At 60.3% G+C, this 18,941-nt stretch carries 13 protein-coding genes and 1 tRNA gene; 3 read left to right on the top strand and 11 right to left on the bottom strand.

All coding sequences use genetic code 11. From position 1 onward, the window contains the following. Positions 1-48: 48 nt before the first annotated feature. From phoU to KQI84_11310, 8 genes are all read right to left on the bottom strand, one after another. Positions 49-735 (bottom strand): phosphate signaling complex protein PhoU, encoded by a 687-nt coding sequence (phoU, locus tag KQI84_11345; GenBank protein MCB2155470.1) that lies wholly within the window; start codon positions 733-735, stop codon positions 49-51. A gap of 131 nt (positions 736-866) precedes the next feature. Next, the gene (locus KQI84_11340) at positions 867-1,637 is read right to left on the bottom strand and encodes a phosphate ABC transporter ATP-binding protein (GenBank protein ID MCB2155469.1); all 771 of its coding nucleotides are present in this window, start codon (positions 1,635-1,637) and stop codon (positions 867-869) included. A 7-nt stretch (positions 1,638-1,644) separates the two neighbouring features. After that, on the bottom strand, positions 1,645-2,496 hold the full coding sequence (gene pstA, locus KQI84_11335) for a phosphate ABC transporter permease PstA (GenBank protein ID MCB2155468.1): 852 nt from the start codon (positions 2,494-2,496) through the stop codon (positions 1,645-1,647). Continuing rightward, positions 2,493-3,383 (bottom strand): phosphate ABC transporter permease subunit PstC, encoded by an 891-nt coding sequence (pstC, locus tag KQI84_11330; protein ID MCB2155467.1) that lies wholly within the window; start codon positions 3,381-3,383, stop codon positions 2,493-2,495. The genes pstA and pstC overlap by 4 nt, the downstream gene beginning before the upstream one ends. 43 nt (positions 3,384-3,426) lie before the next feature. Beyond that, positions 3,427-4,311, bottom strand: a complete 885-nt coding sequence (locus KQI84_11325; GenBank protein MCB2155466.1) for a phosphate ABC transporter substrate-binding protein — start codon at positions 4,309-4,311, stop codon at positions 3,427-3,429. A gap of 111 nt (positions 4,312-4,422) precedes the next feature. After that, positions 4,423-5,784: a PAS domain-containing protein gene (locus KQI84_11320; GenBank protein MCB2155465.1), complete on the bottom strand. Its 1,362-nt coding sequence runs from the start codon at positions 5,782-5,784 to the stop codon at positions 4,423-4,425. Further along, positions 5,781-6,479, bottom strand: coding sequence for a response regulator transcription factor (locus KQI84_11315; GenBank protein ID MCB2155464.1), 699 nt, complete (start codon positions 6,477-6,479; stop codon positions 5,781-5,783). Before KQI84_11315 ends, KQI84_11320 begins: the two co-directional genes overlap by 4 nt. 270 nt (positions 6,480-6,749) lie before the next feature. After that, a tRNA-Ile gene (locus tag KQI84_11310) sits at positions 6,750-6,826 on the bottom strand. A 212-nt stretch (positions 6,827-7,038) separates the two neighbouring features. Here KQI84_11310 and KQI84_11305 point away from each other — a divergent pair. Continuing rightward, positions 7,039-8,604 carry a lamin tail domain-containing protein gene (locus KQI84_11305; GenBank protein ID MCB2155463.1) on the top strand — a complete coding sequence of 522 codons (1,566 nt, stop codon included), beginning with the start codon at positions 7,039-7,041 and terminating at the stop codon, positions 8,602-8,604. A gap of 817 nt (positions 8,605-9,421) precedes the next feature. Here the strand turns inward: KQI84_11305 and KQI84_11300 are convergent. Both KQI84_11300 and hprK read right to left on the bottom strand, forming a co-directional pair. Beyond that, positions 9,422-11,563: a DUF1926 domain-containing protein gene (locus KQI84_11300; protein ID MCB2155462.1), complete on the bottom strand. Its 2,142-nt coding sequence runs from the start codon at positions 11,561-11,563 to the stop codon at positions 9,422-9,424. Between the two features lie 32 nt (positions 11,564-11,595). After that, positions 11,596-12,540: an HPr(Ser) kinase/phosphatase gene (gene hprK, locus KQI84_11295; GenBank protein MCB2155461.1), complete on the bottom strand. Its 945-nt coding sequence runs from the start codon at positions 12,538-12,540 to the stop codon at positions 11,596-11,598. A gap of 412 nt (positions 12,541-12,952) precedes the next feature. On the opposite strand from hprK, the gene KQI84_11290 reads away from it, so the two are divergent. Further along, positions 12,953-14,188, top strand: coding sequence for a 2,3-bisphosphoglycerate-independent phosphoglycerate mutase (locus tag KQI84_11290; GenBank protein ID MCB2155460.1), 1,236 nt, complete (start codon positions 12,953-12,955; stop codon positions 14,186-14,188). 64 nt (positions 14,189-14,252) lie between these two features. Here the strand turns inward: KQI84_11290 and KQI84_11285 are convergent, their stop codons facing one another. Then, positions 14,253-14,888, bottom strand: coding sequence for an arylesterase (locus KQI84_11285; protein MCB2155459.1), 636 nt, complete (start codon positions 14,886-14,888; stop codon positions 14,253-14,255). A gap of 181 nt (positions 14,889-15,069) precedes the next feature. Here KQI84_11285 and smc point away from each other — a divergent pair, with 181 nt between their 5' ends. Next, a complete protein-coding gene (gene smc, locus KQI84_11280) occupies positions 15,070-18,930 on the top strand; it encodes a chromosome segregation protein SMC (GenBank protein MCB2155458.1) in 3,861 nt (1,286 codons plus the stop codon). Positions 18,931-18,941 lie beyond the last annotated feature (11 nt).

Here is an 18,941-nt window from a genome sequence, read left to right as displayed (position 1 = left end):
AATGGTCGGCCTGCATGCGAAGACAACGCATGCAGGCCGATTGAATTCCTAGTCGTCGTCCTGCTCGCCGTCTTGCTCCAGGTAATGGTGGCGGATAATCTCGCCGCGGACCAGGTAGATAACGTCTTCAGCGATGTTTGTGGCCAAGTCGGCCAGACGCTCGAGGTGACGCGGGACATCCATCATTTTCAACAGAACGCGCAGGTTTTCGGGTTCTTCGCCCATGCGCGCTCGGATGGCTTTGATAATCGCGCGCTTCATCCGATCGACTTCATCGTCGGCTTCGCACACACTCTTGGCGAGTTTCTCGTCCGAGTTGACCAGGGCATCGAGGGCGCCCTTGATCATCTTCTGAACGGCTGCAACCATGTCGTCGATCTTTGCAGGAAACAGAATATCCGGACCGCGCCGAGCACGATAGTCGGCACGTCGTGCCAGACTCACGGCGATATCGCCCATGCGCTCGAGGTCGTTATTCATTTTCAAGGCAGCGACAATGAAGCGCAGATCGACGGCGACGGGCTGGTGAAGCGCAAGGATCTTCATGCACTCCTCTTCGACCTCGATCTCCTCGCGATCGATTTCCTTGTCGCCTTCAATGACTTCCGCCGCCAGTTCGCGATCTCGTGTTTCAAGGGCGCGAATCGCCTTCCGAATGGCATCCTCCACCAAGGCACCTTCGCCAAGTAGGCGCTTGCGCAGTTCATCCATTTCCCGCTGCAAGTGAATTGACATAATCCGTTTCTCGCTGGTGATTGGTTCTGGGGGCTCGACCGCATTCATCAGATGCTCGCTTCCCGGCCAAACGGAGTTCTATCGCACGCAAGGCCGTTTCGGTTCAAGCAATTCAGAATGCTCTGGATCGATTATCCGAAGCGACCCGTGATGTAGTCCTCGGTCTGCTTGTTCGAGGGCTTGGTGAAGATTTTCTCCGTCTCGTCGAATTCAATCAGATTCCCTTCGTAGAAAAAAGCCGTTGTGTCGCTGACACGAGCGGCTTGCTGCATATTGTGCGTCACAATGACGATCGTGTACTGGCCACGCAATTCCGCGATCAGGTCCTCGATCTTAGCAGTCGAACGCGGATCCAACGCCGAGGCCGGCTCGTCCATCAGGAGAATCTCCGGATCGACGGCGAGGGCGCGCGCGATACAGAGGCGCTGCTGCTGGCCACCGGAAAGGCCGAGGGCGTTGTCGTTCAGGCGGTCTTTCACTTCGTCCCACAGGGCGGAGCGTTCAAGGCTGCGCTCGACGATTTCCTCCAACTTCTCGCGCGACCGAATCCCGTGAACGCGCGGGCCGTAAGCCACGTTATCGAAGATCGATTTTGGAAAGGGGTTGGACTTTTGGAAGACCATGCCGACGCGCTTGCGCAGCTCCACAACGTCGATGCCGGAGGAGTAAATGTCTCGCCCATCGATTGCGATGCTGCCGCTCAGCTTCGTGTCGTCGATCAGATCGTTCATTCGGTTGATGCTGCGCAGGAATGTGGATTTGCCGCAACCCGATGGGCCAATCAGCGCAGTGACTTCGCGGGCTGGAATGTCCATCGAGATGGAAAACAGCGCCTGCTTGTCGCCGTAATAGAAGTCGACGTTTTCGGCGAGGATCTTGGTTTCGCGTTTGGCCTTCGTCATCTTGTCCTTACCAACGATACTTACGAGAGAAATAGGATCGCAGAAGAATCGCGATCAGGTTCATCCCCAAAACCAATGCCAGTAGCACCATCGCAGTTCCGTATTGCATGTGGCGTGCTTCCGCGGGATTGGGCAACTGCGTGGCCGTGACGTAAAGGTGATACGGCAAGGCCATCACCTGGTCGAGGGCCGACTTTGGCAAGCGCGGCAGGAAGAACGCCGCGACCGTAAACAGAATCGGAGCCGTCTCGCCGGCAGCACGACCGAGTCCGAGAATCGAACCGGTCATCATGCCCGGCATCGCGTACGGCAGAACGTTTGTTCGGATCGTGTACCACTTCGTTGCGCCGAGCGCCATGCTGGCCGCACGGAAGGAGTTCGGCACCGCGCGAAGAGATTCTTCGCTGGCGACAATGATTGTTGGCAGTATCAGGCATGCGAGCGTGAGACTGCCGGCGAGAATCGACTGGCCGAAGCCGAAGAAGAGCACAAACAAGCCCAGGCCAAACAAGCCAAACACGATCGATGGCACACCGGCCAGAGTCGTGATTGCCAGACGGACGAAATTCAGAAAGCGCCCCGGCTTCGCGTACTCGGTCAGGTAGACCGCGCAAGCCATGCCGAATGGCAACGCCACGGCGATCGCTCCGGCAACGAGCCAGAACGTACCAACAATGGCCGGAAAGATACCGCCCTTTGCACCGCCGCTTGTCGGACGCGTGGAAAGGAACTTCCAATCGATCACCGGCAGACCATTCCAAACGATGTCGAAAACGATGTAGCCGACGACGAGGATAATCAAGTAAGTCGCGCCTCGCATCATCGCGTAAATAATCGCTTCTTTCGCGCGTCTGCTCATGATCGCTCCACCCCGTACTTCTTAAGGACTTTCTGAGCGATCACGTTCAGGCCGAACGTGAAGAGCAGCAGCACAATGCCGACGCAGAACAACGCCGCGTAGTGCTCGCTGCCAAAGGGCACTTCGCCCATTTCCGCTGCAATCGTTGCCGTCATGGTGCGCACTGAACTGAAGGGGTTTGCCGTGATCATCGGTGCGTTTCCGGTCACCATCATCACGGTCATTGTCTCGCCGATCACGCGGCCGATTCCAAGCATCGTCGCGGCAATGATTCCGGAAAGCGCCGCGGGCACGGTCACTTTCCAGATCGTCTGCAACCGTGTCGCCCCGAGTGCCTCGGAGGCCTGCTTGTAGGAGCGCGGAACGTTGCGAATCGCATCTTCGGATATTGTCAGAATCGTCGGGATCGCCATGAGTGCCAGTAGCGCGGCGCCGGTGAAGGCGTTGAGCCCACTGCTGAGGCCGAAGACGTTCTTGACGATCGGGGCGACGACAATCAGGCCGAAGAATCCAAGGACAACAGAAGGGATTCCGGCCAGCAGTTCGATGAATGGCTTGACGATCTCGCGCTCGAGCGGACGGGCGACTTCCGCCAGGTAAATCGCGCCAACGACGCCGAATGGAACCGCCATCAGTGTCGCCATTACTGTCACAAGCAAAGACCCCGCGATGAGCGGGAGAATCCCGAACTGTTCCTTCTCGAACGAAACGGGGATCCAGTTCGTCCCGATCAGTTCGCCCAGGCCGGGATGCTTTGCGAAGGGAAGGGCTTCTTTGCCGATGAAAAGGAAGATCAGGAAGACGATCAGAATCGACGTGGAGGCCGCCCCGGTGAAGATCACTCGGGCGGCCTTGTCACTGAACTTCTTCGGCGTACGGTTTGGCATAACGTCCTTCGCGGCAGAAAGATGTCGATTCAGCTAAGACGGATTATTCAGGCATTCCACCTGGCGGAACCGGAACGTAGCCAATCTCCGTCACAATCTTCTGCCCCTCGGTGCTCTGGCAGAAGTCGATGAACTGCTTCGTCGCACCGGTCGGCTGACCGTTTGTGTACAGATACAGCGGCCGCGCGATGGGATACTCTCCAGACATCACGGTCGGAATCGTCGGAATGACCGCGTCGGAATCCGCGTCCTTCTTCACGGCGACGATCTTGACTTCCGCGTGCTCGGCATAAGCCACACCGACGTAGCCGATCGTCCACTGGTCGCTCTGAACCGATTGTGTGATCGCCGCGTTCGATGTCATCAGGCGCGCGTCCTTGCGATAGTCCTTCTTCGCCATCACGTGTTCCTGGAAGAAGACGTACGTGCCGGAGTTACTCTCGCGCGATAGCACCACGATCTCTTGATCCGGGCCGCCGACTGCGCTCCAGTTGCTGATCTCGCCAGTGTAGATGGCGCCGATCTGGTCCATCGTCATCTCACCCACGGGATTCTCCGGGTTCACGACGACGGCGATGCCGTCCATGGCGACGATCCATTCGACCGGCGTAACGCCCTGCGCGGCGGCCTGTTCTTTCTCTTTCGGCTTCATCGCACGCGAAGCGTTGCAGATGTCTGTCGTGCCGTTGATCAAGGCAGCGATTCCGGTCCCGGATCCCCCGCCGGTCACGGAGATATCGATATTCGGGTGGGTGTTCATGAATTGCTCGGCCCACGCGCTGGAAAGGTTGACGATCGTATCGGAACCCTTGATGATCACGCTCTGAACTTCTTCCTGCCCCTGTCCGTCTTCGCCGGCGCCGCCGCAGGCCACGGCCATCAACGCCACCGCCAGAATTGCTGCCATTCGGGTAATCAATCGTTGCATAGTGTCCCCCATGCAGAATTGTTGAGAGTGCCCTACCTGTTGGTTGCAGTTCTCCTGCGGATTGTTACCGAGGCTTTGCTAGCTCTTCACAAATGAATTGTTAGGATTCTGTCAGTTCGGCGATTCGGGCAGTTGGATCGTGAACGTCGTTCCCTCCCCAAGCGTGCTCTCGATCGACACGGTTCCGCCGTGCAGTTGCGCGATGTGCTTGACGATCGACAGCCCCAGGCCCGTCCCACCGGCGTCCCGGCTGCGCGCTTTGTCCACGCGGTAGAAGCGCTCGAACAGACGCTCGTGATGCTCCGGAGGAATTCCCGGGCCGTTATCCGCCACACGGATCGTCAACGTTCCGCCGTTCGACTCGCCCGACACATCGACGCAAGCCTCTTCACCGGAGTACGCCACCGCATTGTCGACCAGGTTCACCACGGCTTGCTCCAGCAGGCGACGGTTGCAGGTGATCGAGATCGTCTCGGCGCAATCGACGTTGATGGCCGTCTTGCGGCTCTCGGCGCGGGGAGCGCACACGTCGATGGCCGACTCCAGGACCGAACGCAACCGGCACGCGCCCATCTCGATTTCTTCTCGCCGCTCCAGGCGCGAGATCATCAGCAAGTCTTCGATCAGGTGGTCCAATCGTTGGGCCTGGCGCGCAAGGATTTCAACGAACCGGCGTGCGTCATCAGGCTCGTCCAGCGCGCCGTCCAGCAGCGTTTCCGCGAAGCCCTTGATGGAAGTGACGGGCGTGCGGAGCTCGTGCGAGACATTGGCCACAAATTCTCTCCGGAGATTCTCCAGCCGATGCAGGCGTGTGACATTCGCCAGGATCAGCACGAGGCCCGCCTCGCGCCCGGTGCTGTCCAGCAGCGGCGCAGCGTGAATCTGCAGCAGCACGCCCGACACACCAGTCAGCATTGCCGTCTCGTCCGCGGTGACCTTTTCGCCGTGCAAGGCCCGCGCAATGTAGCGCTGCAGCTCGACGTTTCGGAAAGCCTCCTGCACGAGGCGTCCGCGCGCCTCCTCGACCGGCCGCCCCAACATCTCTTCCGCGGCGCGGTTCAGATTCAGAACGCGTTCGTTACGATCGATCGCCAGGACGCCCTCGCCCATGCTGGCCAGGATCGCCTCGCGCTCGTTGCGCTGGCGTGTGATCTCGGCGATTCGCTCGTCCAACTGCGACGCCATGTGATTCAGGGATTGGGCTAGCGCGCTGAGATCATCGATCGGCGAGTCGGGCACGCGACGCGAGAGGTCGCCCCGGCCAAAGCGCTCCGCCCCGCGGCGAATCTCCTCCAGCAGACGGACGAACCGCCAGGCCATGAAGTAGGCCAGCGCCACGCCGAGCACGACCGTCGCCGCCATCCCGCTCACACCTGGCAGGACATGCAGAAAGATCTCTGCGGCAACAATGCTGATCAGAATGGCCAGAAGGTAGGAGCGGAAGACGCTCCCGAGAAGCCGCCGTTTCGTCAATCGTCGATCTCCGCGAAGCGATAGCCGACCCCGCGAACCGTCTCGATCAGGTGGGCGTGTTCGCCCAGCTTCTTACGCAGCGAAACGATATGCACGTCGACCGAGCGATCCGTCACGCCCACGCCGACGCCCTGGGTGGCTTCGACGATCTGGTAACGGGTCAGCACGCGGCCGGGATGCTTCGCCAACGCTGCCAGGATCCGCATCTCGAGAGCCGTGGGCGAGACGCGCTCGCCGGCCACGGCCAGTTCATGCCGATCCATGTCGATCGTCAGCGGCCCGCGGGTAATCAGGCGCTGCTCGACAGGTTCCGCGGCGGCCTCGCGGCGGCGCAAGACGGCTTTGACGCGGGCGATCAGAACGCGCGGACTGAAGGGCTTCGTCACGTAGTCGTCGGCGCCGAGTTCCAGCCCGACGACGACGTCCGCTTCCTCTCCCCGGGCGGTGAGCATAACCACAGGAATATCAGACGTCTTCTTGTCCGCTTTGAGGCGCTTGCAGACCTCCAAACCATCCAGCCCGGGCAGCATGAGGTCGAGAATCACAAGGTCGTACTCATTGACCCGAACGCGACGGAGCGCATCTTCGCCGGTCCCAACGACATCGGCGCGCATGCCGTTCTTGCTGAGGTTGTAGGATACCAACTCCTGAATATCCGCTTCATCGTCGACGACAAGAATCGAGTATTTGTTCATGGGCTGCGGTGGCCATCCCCCGTCAGAGTCGATTGCAGACGGCCCTGGGGGATCACCCCATGCGGACCCTGCACGCTTCGACTCTGCACTCAGCAGCCCGAGCCCACCGATCGCAAGCCGGTTTTGAGGCATTAACTAGGTTCTAACAGAACCGCTTGATTGAAATGGAAGGGAACTGGGATGGAGGGCAAGATCGGCAGCCAAGCAAGTGCACTTGTCAGCCTCTGATTCAACTAGCCACTCGCCACTAATCACTCGCCACTGCTGTTGTGGTGGGCCCACCAGGACTCGAACCTGGAACCTACCGGTTATGAGCCGGCTGCGCTAACCAATTGCGCCATGGGCCCACTGATCTGGCGTGAGCGAGAGGATTGTTGAGTGATAACTGGGGTGCAGATCAAGCGAGAAAGCCACGGGGGCTTCACAAAGAAAAAACGCCCATCGCGCCAATAATCCTTTACGCGACCCGAAGTGCTATGCAGCATGATGGGTTTCGAGGCGAGGAGGGCACGCGTCTCGGGCACGCCAAAAACTCTTGGGAACGAAAGAGGTATCCAATATGAAGAAACGCTTTCTTGTAGCATGCGGGCTGGCGACGGCGCTGTCCGTTGGTTCCGCCCAGGCAACAGTCCTGATCAACGAAATCGATGCAGACACACCCGGCACGGATGCCGCTGAGTTCGTCGAACTCTACAACGACGGCGCAAGTGCGGTCGATCTCGCCGGCGGTGGATACGTGCTTGTCCTCTTCAACGGCAGCAACGACGAGGTCTATGCTTCTATCGATCTGACAGGCTCTCTGGCAGCCAGCGACTACCTCGTCATCGGAAGCTCGACTGTCGCAAATGTCGACATGACGGAGTTCACCACAAATGGCCTGCAGAACGGCGCCGATGCGGTCGCTCTGTACTCGGGAACATCGGCTGCGTCCATTCCTGCGACCACGCTGGTCGGCGATGTAACCGCGACCCTTGTTGATGCGGTGGTTTATGGTACCGGTGACGCCGATGCAACGAACCTCATTAACGCATTGACCCCCGGCCAGGCCCAGGTTGACGAGTCCAGCAATGGTGCTAGTGCCGATCAATCCAGTCAGCGCATTCCGGATGGTGGTGGTGGCGCGCTGAACACCGGCAGCTTCGAGCAGGCGGCCCCGACACCCGGCGCTGCAAACTCCGTCCCGACTGACCCGATCATCGACGTCAGCCGCACAGAGATCGACTTCGGCACGTTCAACACCACGAACAGCGGCAGCCCCGTCGAATCGACCATCGAAATCACCAACGTCGGTGGTGGAACGCTCAACGTTTCGAGCTTCACCGTGGCAAACACCTCTGGAAGCGCCTTCAGCGTTTCGACGGTGACTTCTCCGAATCCCGTTCCGGCCATCCCGGCGGCACTCGCTGCCGGCGAGAGCGTCACGCTCGTCGTGGCGTATGAGAACGCGGTCGACGCCGACGCGAACTTCACTGGCACGGTCGACTACGTGACCGATGCTGCGACTGGTGGCAGCGGCTCCGTTCCCATCACGGCCGACTTCGTGACCATCGCCCAGCTTGCCAGCGTTGGCGACGTCCTGATCAATGAGTTCAGCTACGACCCGAACCCGGGCACGCCGAACCCGATCCAGGACTACAACAACGACACCGTCGGCGACTCGATCCAGGATGAGTTCGTTGAACTCTACAACACAACTGGTGCGGCGATTAATCTGAAGGGCTGGTCGCTGAGCGCGAGCTCCACGATGATCATTCCGGACGGCGTTTCGATCGACGCAGGTGGCCGCCTGGTGATCTTCGGCGGCGGTACGCCGAATCTGCCTGGCATCAATGCCATCACCGGTGGCCCAAGCCTGGGCAACAGTGGTGGGACGATCGCTCTGAGTGACGGCGTCTCGGTCATCGACTCCGTTTCCTACATCGTGACCGGCGAAGGCGCGATCCAGGAAACTGCCGCGACCTCCGATGGTGGCTCGGTTGGCCGCTACATGGACGGTGCTACGGACGACGTTCCGACCGCCCGTGCGGACTCCTTCGTTGAGTTCCCGTGGGACAGCGCCACCAACCCGCCGACCCCCGGCACGTCCAACGACCCGACCGCAGTCAAGGATTGGACGCTGTACTAATCAAATCCGAGCTTCGGCTCGAACAAGTCTGACCAAACGAATCCCGGCCTCGCGAGAGGCCGGGATTCTTATGTCCGGGATCCGATGAAGAAGGAAAGACGAGTGCGAGTTCCGCTTCGCTGAGTACGAGTACGTGTACGGGAAGAGCTGTGGGTGTCAGGGCGAGGTGCGCTGAGCATCCCTGGGCTACATTGCCATTTTCGTACTCGCTCTCGTACTCGTACGCGTACTCGACGCCTTGGAAAGCTCGAGAACAAGACAAGCCGAGTACGAGTGCCGCTGCGCTGAGTACGAGTACGTGTACGGGAAAAGCTATGGGTGTCAGGGCGAAGGGCGGTGAGCGTACCTGGGCTACATTGCCATTTTCGTACTCGCTCTCATACTCGTACCCGTACTCGACGCCTTGGCAGGCTCGAGAACAAGACAAGCCGAGTACGAGTTCCGCTTCGCTGAGTACGAGTACGTGTACGCGAAGTGCTGTGGATGTCAGGGCGAAGGGCGGTGAGCGTACCTGGGCTACCTCGCCACTTTCGTACTCGCTCTCGTACTCGTACGCGGACTCGACGTCTTGAAATACTCGAGAAGGAGGAAAGACGAGTACGAGTGCCACTCCGCTGAGTACGAGTACGTGTACGGGAAGAGCTGTGGGTGTCAGGGCGAGGTGCGGTGAGCGTACCTGGGCTACATTGCCATTTTCGTACTCGCTCTCATACTCGTACGCGTACTCGACGCCCTGGCAGGCTCGAGAACAGGACTAGCCGAGTACGACGAGTTCCGCTTCGCTGAGTACGAGTACGTGTAAGGTACGAGTTGCTTGTTACAGGTATTCCGCGCCGTACTCGATCTTGACTTCGAAGGTCTTCTTCGGCGCGAGGTTGATGTCCCAAACCGGCATGACGACGGTGCTTTGGTAGACGCGTTCGAAACCGGCTTCGGAACTCGAAACGGTTTCGATCGGCAGGCGCCAGTGAGAGGCCGGTTTGGAGACATTCCATCCGATCCGCACGCCCAGCCATTCGTCGCAGACGGCGAACTTGCTGACCTGCTGCACGGCGCCGACGCTGTCCATGCGGCGATCGGTGTCGGGAATGTCCGACCCGGCGATCTCGTGCAAACGATCATGCGCATGGCCGGCTAGGAGGTTGACGTTGAACTCGACTCCGAAGCGCGTCAGCAGATCCTCGTCGGAGAGATTCGTCACTCGATAAGCAATGGAGGCCGTTGGCTCGCCGGCCTTCATGGTGACGATCTTCTCCACCTCGACGGGCTGGCCGGTGTCGCTGGGCTGGACGTTGGCCTCGCGGACCATGCGAACACGCGCACCGCCGCGAACCTTCTTCCACTCGCAGGCGTAGGGCTTATTCACGAAGTCGCCGATTTCCGGATAGTGCGCCGTGCGGAAGTTCTCCGGCGTGGCGTCCGGATCGAGGAAGTGATCGATCAGTGAACCGCGGCGGTACCAGTCGAACACGAGGAAGCGCTCGAGGCCGCTTTCCTTGACGCGAAGCGGTCCCTGGTCTCCGGCGTTCGGTCCGGCAGGATTGGAAATCTGAGACAAGCGCTGGTGGTAATACTCCGGCCGGCGCATCAGCGTATCGAGTGCATTGAAGCTGATCTGGCGCAGGTCGTGTTCGACCATCATCCCGCCACTGCCTGGCTTCAACATCATCATCTGCGCGGGCGTCTCGACCAAGAGATCGACGCTGCCATCGATGTCGAAGTCGGTCGCCACGAAGTCGACCCACGCGTCGCCGTCGTGAGTCAGCGCGTCGATGCGCTTCTCCGCTTCAATCAGGTGCTTGTACAGCGCATTGCGAATATTCGACAGGTACAGACCGCCGAAGACACCGTGCCAGTACGCACAATTGCACTGGGCCTGCCAAAGATGATCGAGGGCGAGTTCGTATTCGGGGTGGTCCCACAGTTCTTCGGGCGCGGCGTTCAGTTTATTGCTGATCCGCAGCATCTTCTTGTGAATGTGGTTCGACTCGTCGTACTTGCTGAAGAACGAACGCCAGAACCCGCCGCGGATGAAGATTTTCCGGCTCTCGTACTCGCCGCGCATCTTCATGGTCTGCACGAGGTCGCGATACTCGACGATGGCGCTGGCCGGCATGGCCCACTCCATCATCTCGATGTAAGACGCCGTCGGCAGATAGACGCGGCCGATCGGTGCCGTCTCATCGAGGACCTCGCTGAAGGTCTTCATCTTGATCCAGTCGGAGTTCTCCTCGATCTTGCAGAAGAACTTGTCGAGCCATTCATCCTCGTAGCAATGTTTGTAGGTGTTGGGCCAAACGCCGAACTTTTCGCCGTCGTCCGCCATCACAACGGTCGGCGCGGCGTACTCGCTGGCAAGCCCACGAAGATACTCGAGCGTCTCGCCGATTTCCTGGAATGGAATCGAGTAACGAAGGGACTCGTTGATTGGGAAGATCGCGATCGAATCGCCCTGGTCTTCTGTCAGGTAGTACCCCGTCGTACCCTCGTCGCCAATGCCGACGGACTTGAAATGCGAATCATCCAGAACCGTGAATTCAATGCCTGCAGCCTTGATCGCACGGGGCAGCGTCGGCTCCCAAACGCGCTCGGCCAGCCACATGCCGCGCGGGCGACGCCCGAAGCGCGCCTCCAGCCAATCGGACATCTTCACGATCTGACCAATGCGGTCGTCCTCAGGAATGATCGGCAGGATAGGCTCGTAGAATGCGCCACCGAGAAGTTCGACCTGATCGCGCTCGACCAGCATGCCCAGGCGGTCGAGGTATTCGCTGCGGTGCTGCTCCAGCCACTGCAGAAGAGGCCCGGTGTGGTGCAGGGCCACGCGAATCCCGGGGTGCTTCTCCAGCAGACCCAGGAACGGATCGTACGCCGTGTTGAATGCGTCCTCGAACACCGTGTCGAAGTTGCCGACCGGTTGGTGGTTGTGCAGTCCGAAGACGAATTGAATCAGTTTCATGGGCGAGGGCTTTTCTTCTCGGTTTGGATTCCTCAGACGAGCCGCGAGCGGGTCATCTGCTTGATCAGTCGATCGTTCAATTCCTTGGCTGGGTTGCGGCCCTGGGACTGGATGCGGTGCTGCAAAGCCGCGACCTCGACAAGAATCGAGATGTTGCGGCCGGGCTCGACGGGGATGCGGAACTCGCGAATGTCCACGCCGAGGATGTTCGTATAGTGCTCATCTATACCGAGGCGGTCCAGGATGGTTTCTTCGGTCCAGCGCTCAAGACGCACAACGAGGGCGATTCGCTTTTCCTCGCGCACCGATCCAGCGCCGAATAACAGCTCGACGTCAACGATACCGAGCCCGCGGACTTCCATGTGGTGCGCCACGTTGCTGGCGGCGCTGCCGACGACGAGGTTTTTCGCGAGGCGCTTGATGATAACGACATCATCGGCGACCAGGCGATGGCCGCGCTCGATCAGTTCCAGGCCGCTCTCCGATTTTCCCACGCCGGCCGAGCCGGTGATCAGCACACCGATGCCGAACACGTCCACCAACACGCCATGCACGGTAGTCTGGGGAGCGAACTCACGTTCGAGGTAGAATGACAACATGCCCCAGAAGCGGGACGTTGGGTGATTCGTGCAAAGCAGCGGAATCGCACGTTGCTCGGCCAGTTCCACCATCTCATCCGGCGGCGTCAGCCCCGTGGTGACAATAATGCAGGGGATTTCGTAGGCCATCGCGCGCTCGAGATTCGCACGGCGCTCGTCTGCGCCCATGCGCTGGAGGAAGGCGATCTCCGTGTTGCCGAGAATCTGAATGCGATCGTGGGAGTAGACGTCCAGGAATCCGGCAAAGGCCAAACCAGGCCGGTTGAGCTCGGCGCTCTGGATCGAGCCGTCGAGACCCGATTCCCCGGCGACGGAGCGCAGGCCGAACTGCCTGCCCTTATCGCGCAGGAGACGAGAAACGGTGAGTGAAACGCTCACAGCATCACCCCGGGCCAGCGAATTCTGGGGGAGGATTGATACCCCCGAGTCCCCCTTCGTGCCGTCCTGGCTCAACGGCGGGTGGCGCGACCTGCAAGTCCGGCGGCGCCTGGCCGGACGGGATCTCCCCAAGATTCCCGTCGACAACGGTCTGTGCGCGGACATTGCCGTCCCGCAACAGGATTCCTTTGTCCTGAATGGCGGCCCAATGGGTCAAGCCCCACCTGGAGCGGTTCGACCGTTTGCGGAATAAAGGGGTTGTTAGAAAGCAGGCCTCGCCATGTCCTCCCGCCTGAGTGCTCTGTGCCCCTCGCTGCGCGGGGTTCTCCGTTGACGCGTCGGCCCTCGTGCCTGTTGACTCTGCGCCGAACCGCGACCGGGAGGGAGCGGAATCTCTTACGGAGCAATCTTCATGGCTGAAATCGCCCTTTCGGAAGTCATCAAGAGTGTACTCAATCCCAATGGCAGCAAGATTCTGATGCTGGTCATGGACGGCGTCGGCGGCATGCGGACGGCCGACTTCCCGACCACCGAGCTTGAGGCTGCCAACACGCCGAACCTGGACAAATGGGCCAAGAACGGCTCCTTGGGACGGACAATCCCGGCCGCGCGTGGCCTGGCCGTCGGATCCGGACCGGGGCACCTGTCGCTGTTCGGATACAATCCGCTCGAACCTGCTCACGTAATCGGCCGCGGTGTGCTCGAAGCCGCCGGTATCGACTACCCGTTGAAGCCCACCGACGTGGCGATCCGCGGCAACTTCGCGACGCTGGACGCCGATGGCAAGATCACCGACCGCCGTGCGGGCCGGATCTCCAGCGAGGAAGCCGCGCCGGTTCTCGAGAAAATGCAGAAGGCCGTGACCGAGCCGATCGACGGCGTCACGATCAAGGTCCTGCCCGTCAAGGAATATCGCTTTGCAATCGTTCTCGATGGCGAAGGCCTTGGCTCGGACATCCATGACACCGACCCCCAGAAGGTCGGCGTGGAGCCCCTGCCCGTGACGGCGACGAACGATTCGGCCGACAACGCCAAGACGGTCCGCGTGATGACCGAAGCCATCAAGAAAATGCGCGCCGCAATAGCCGACGAGCCCAAGGCTAACGGCTTCTCGCTCCGCGGCTTCGCGAAGGACCCGGGCCTCGAGTCCTTCAAGCATCGGTACGGGCTGAAGGCCGCCGCGATCGCGACCTATCCGCTCTACCGCGGCGTCGCGCGTCTGTGCGGCATGGATGTGTTGAAGACGGGCCAGACCGTCGCCGACGAGTTCCAGACGCTGAAGGAAGTGTGGAATGACTACGATTTCTTCTTCCTGCACGTGAAGAAGACGGACTCCAGCGGCGAAGACGGCAACCGCGAGGCGAAAATCAAGGTCATCGAGGAGACGGACAAGGCGCTGGCCATTCTCGACGAGCTGCAGCCAGATGCACTGATCGTGACCGGCGACCACAGCACTCCCCCGCCGATGAAGAGCCACAGCTTCCACCCGGTTCCGTTCCTGGTGACGTCCAAGCTGTGCGATATCGACGACGCAACTCGCCTGACTGAGCGCGAATGCGATAAGGGCACGATGGGTGTGTTCCCGGCGTACGAGATCATGAACGTCGCGCTGGCTCACTCGGGACGGCTTCAGAAGTTCGGTAGCTGATCGAACCCAGATAGAATGATCGATCGTCGGGCCAGCCGCGCAAATCGGGCTGGCCCGACTTCATTTAACGCCGCAGGTACTCTCCAGCGATGTCGTCGATCTTCTCGGCGACCTTCGCATAACCCGCATCGTTCGGGTGGATCTGATCGGACATCAAGTCGCGATCGAACATGATTCCGCCCAGGATGTTCGGCACGAGCACCGAACCCGTCTCGCGTGCCAGTACCTTGTAACGACTATCGTAGCCGCCCTCCGTGAAGAAGCCGATCTCCTTCAAGCCAACCAGCACAACAAGCGCGCCCTCCGCCTGGATGGACTCCACAATCTCGCGAAGATTGGCGAACTGCTCGTCCTGCGAAACGCGGCGCAGCATGTCGTTCCCGCCGAGCAGCACGATCACAACGCGCGGATCTTCCGACAGGACATCCCGATCCAGTCGCTTCAGGGCATCTCCAGTGGTTTCTCCCGGAACGCCGCTGTTCAGGATCGGCCGGCCGATCATATCCGACAGGACGTCGACGTAGGTATTTCCCTCAGAAGCCCCCACGCCGGACGTCAGGCTGTCCCCGAGAGCGATGATGGCCTCGCCCGTGGGAGGATCATTGGTGATCGGCCAGTTGTTGGTTCGCCGCCCCATCCAGAGCATCAGGATGGGTACGAGAATGACGATGGGGATCAGGAATTTGAGTTTCGACTTCATGGGCGCAGGTTCCTCCACGCATTGTCCAGGGGCGATGCAAATGTCCTGCCCGGTCTGGAGGCGGGAAGCTCAACTCATGCGTCCACAACGCCCTTGCTTTCGGGGCGGGGGTATCGTTTCCTCTGAAGTCGCGCCGGGGTGCCTACCGGTGCCGTGAGACTGCCCCGCCCAGGATAGACGGATGTTCTTTAAGAAACTTGAACTCCAAGGCTTCAAGAGCTTTGCACACCGCACACCCATCGACTTCCAGGAGGGCTTCACGATCGTCGTGGGTCCGAATGGTTGCGGAAAATCGAACGTGCTCGATGCGATCCGGTGGGTGCTCGGCGAGACGTCGGCGAAGTCGCTCCGCGGCGGGCGGATGAGCGACGTCGTCTTCCGCGGCAGCCAATCGGTGAAGCGCGCGGGCCTGGCGCAGGTGACACTGACGCTGGACAACACCGATGGCCATTTGAAGATCGACCAGTCGGAAGTGGCAGTGACTCGTCGGCTGTTTTCGAACGGGGACAGCGAGTACCAGATCAACAAAGTCACCTGCCGCATGCGCGACATCCACGAACTGTTCCTCGATACGGGACTCGGCGCGGATGGCTATTCGATCATCGAGCAGGGCCAGATCGGCCAGATGGTGGCGGCGAAGCCCGACGAGCGTCGCGACATCTTCGAAGAGGCTGCGGGGATTTCACGTTACAAGGTGCGCCGCGCAGAGACGCAACGGAAGCTGAAGCGCACAGAAGATGACCTGGTTCGCGTCCAGGATCTCGTGTCCGAAGTGGAGCGCCAGTGCAATTCGCTGCGCTATCAGGCGCGCAAGGCACAGCGTCACCGTCGCCTGAGCCGCCGGCTCCATCGCCTGCAGCAGCGACTGCTCGTGCTGCGGTACAACAAGCAGACGGCAGAACTGGGCGAATCGAACAAGAAGTTGGAAGTGGCGCGCGCCGAGTTCGAAGAAGCGGCCGCCAAGGCTGCGAAGGGCGATGCGCGTTCGACCGAACTGCAGCAGGAACTTGAGAATTTCCAGCGCGAGTTGCAGGCGCTGCAGCAGAAGCGATTCGATGTCCGGTCGCGACTCGACAAGCAACGTCACCGCGCCGAATTGTGCGGCCAGCAGATCAAGACCATCGATGAGCGCATCGAGGCGATCGACAAGGAACTGGAATCGCGCAAATCGCGCGCGACGGTTCTCTCCGGAACGATCGACGCGCTACAAACGGACCTGGAAGCGGAAGAGAAGAAGCTGGCCGCCAGCGATGCGGACCTGCGCGAGAAGGTACAGCGCCTGGAAGCCATGCGCGCGGAAAACGAAGAGACGGTTCGCGAGACAAATCGCCTGCGAGCCGAACTGTCTGACTTGCGCGCTCGCGAGAACACACTCGCCAACGACAAACGTGTCGCCGAGACGCTGATCGCTCGCCTGGAAGATGAGCTGGGCGCCACCGAGTTCCAACTGAAGGAACTGAACGACGCGATCGAGAAGCTGGACGAGCAACTGGAGTTGCATCGCAAGCAGGACGAAGAACTCAAACTGAAACTCGCGGAGCTTCAAAAGGAGGGCCGTGAGATTCAGGAGCAAATCGGGCGTGACGATGCGACCAAGGCCGATTTGAATCGCCGCCTGGAATCGCTGACGCGTGAATTGAATCAGGCGACGTCGCGACTGCAGGCACTGCGCGAACTTGAGGACAGCTACGAGGGCTACTATCGCGGCGTGCGCGAGGTGATGCTGGCGTCCGGGCGAAAGGAAATCCAGGGCATCGTCGGTGTAGTTTCTTCGCTTGTTGGCGCGCCGAAGGATCTTGAAATCGCAATCGAAGTGACTCTCGGTTCCGACGTTCAGGACATCGTGACGGAGCGAGTGGACGATGCGAAGCAGGCCATTGCGTTCCTGAAGCGCAAGAACCTCGGCCGCGCGACGTTCCTGCCGCTCGATTTCCTGCATGCCGATTTCCCGACAAATCACCTGCAGAAGATCTGGGGACGCAATGGTGTGCTCGGGCTCGCCCGCGACCTCGTGAACTATGACGACAAGATCTCGCGCGCAGTGCACTATCTCTTCGGCAACACGGTGATCGTGGAGCACCTCGACATCGCCGTCGACCTCGAGCGCGATGGCATCCGGAATCGCTTCGTGTCGCTGCAGGGCGACGTGGTGAATCCGCGTGGTGTCCTTTCCGGCGGCAGCCACCAGACGCGCGGCCTGCTGACGCGTCAGCGAGAAATCCGCCAGTTGCAGGAAAAGGTCAAGACGCTCGAAAGCGATCTGAAACGTCTGCACGACGAAATGGAAGCGACGAAGAGCCGCCTCGGCGGATTCTACGCACGCGCGGCAGAGATTCAGTCCGAAGTCCACCGTCTGCAGATGGAAGAGGCAAGCGTTGCAAAGGACTTGCAGCAGGTGGAACGCGAGCGCCGCGACAAGCGCAACCAGCAGGCTTCCGTGGAGGCGCGTACAACGCAGCAGCGCCTCGATCGCGTGCGCCAGGGCGAAATCATCGAGAACGCCGAAACGGGCCTGGTCGAACTGGCCGGCAAGGTCAAGGAACTCGAAGAAGCACTAAGCGGACGGGAAGAGCGCACGTCTGAGATGCTTGCGAAGCTGCAGACGATGGGCGAAGACGTTGCGGTTTCGCGCGAAGCCGCGAACAGCATGAGTGCGCGCGTCGACAGTTTCCGACAGCGCCTGGAAGAAACGCGCAGTTCCCTGGAGGAGTCGAAGTCGGACCAGCAGGCGCGAAACATCGAGCGCGAAACGCTGCTGTCTGATCGGCAGAATGCGATCCTCGAACGCGAAGAAGCAGAGAATCTGATCGGCGAGTTGTCTCGTGAGTTCGAGGCCATCGACAACGAGGTCGGCGATCGCACGAGCGAAAGCGAAACGCGCGGCGCAGCTCTGCGCCAGCACGTCAGCGAAGTGCAGCGCCTCGTTCGCGATCGCAACGAACGCGACAATGCCTTCCGCGAGGTGGAGTTACACTGCGCCGAATTGCGTGCACAGATCGAGTACATCGAGGCCGAAGCGGAAGACGAATTCGGCCAGAAGATCGAAGACATCATCGTCGAACTGCGCGAGGCTGAAGAGGAAGACCGCCGGCTGCGAGAAGAGCAGGAAAAGCGCAAGGAAGAGGAGAAGGCTCGCAAGCGCGAAGAGCGCCGGCTGGCTCGTCTCGCCAAGAAGGCCGCAGAGGAAAGCGGTGAAGACGGCGAAGATTCCGACGAGGATGAAGAGGATGAGTTGCCCGATTGGGCGAAGCCGGAGGACGAAGACGAGGACGACGATTCCGAAGATGAGCAAGAGACCGAGGAACTCGGCCCTGCAACGACGGAAGAGGACGACCAGATCACTGATCCGGCGGAGTTGCGTCGCCTGGTAACCGATTTGCGCGGTAAGCTGTCGCGCATGGGCGCGGTCAACGAAGCCGCGATCGAAGAGTACTCGACGCAGAGCGAGCGCCTCGGCTTCCTGACGACGCAGCGCGACGATCTGGTCGAGGCCACGCGCCAGTTGGAAGAAGCGATCGCGAAGATCGACGAGACGACCAGCAATCTCTTCACGACGGCGCTGGATGCGATTCGTGCGAACTTCCAGAACATGTTCCAGAAGCTGTTCAACGGTGGCAAAGCGGACCTGATTCTCGTCGAAGATGAGCGTTATCCCGAGCCGGGCATCGACATCTACGCGCAGCCCCCAGGGAAGCACATCGGCGGTTCGATCACCCTGATGTCGGGCGGCGAGAAGGCGCTAACCGCGATCGCGCTGATGTTCTCGCTTTTCCAGTTCCACCCGTCACCCATCTGTATTCTGGACGAGATCGACGCGCCGCTCGACGATGTGAACGTCTCGCGTATGTGTCAGGTCGTCAAAGAGTACGCGCGCACAACGCAGTTCCTGATTATCTCCCACAACAAAATCACAATGTCTCTTGCCGATACGATCTACGGTGTTACCATGCAGGAGCCGGGCGTCTCCAAGGTCGTCAGCGTGAAGTTTGACGAAGTCGAGGAGCAGGGCTTGCTGGACGAGCAGCAACCTTCACCGGCCTGAGAGGAGCAGTT

The organism is bacterium, from assembly GCA_020444065.1.
Lineage (GTDB): Bacteria > Sumerlaeota > Sumerlaeia > SLMS01 > JAHLLQ01 > JAHLLQ01.
This window is presented reverse-complemented; position numbering and strand designations above follow the sequence as displayed.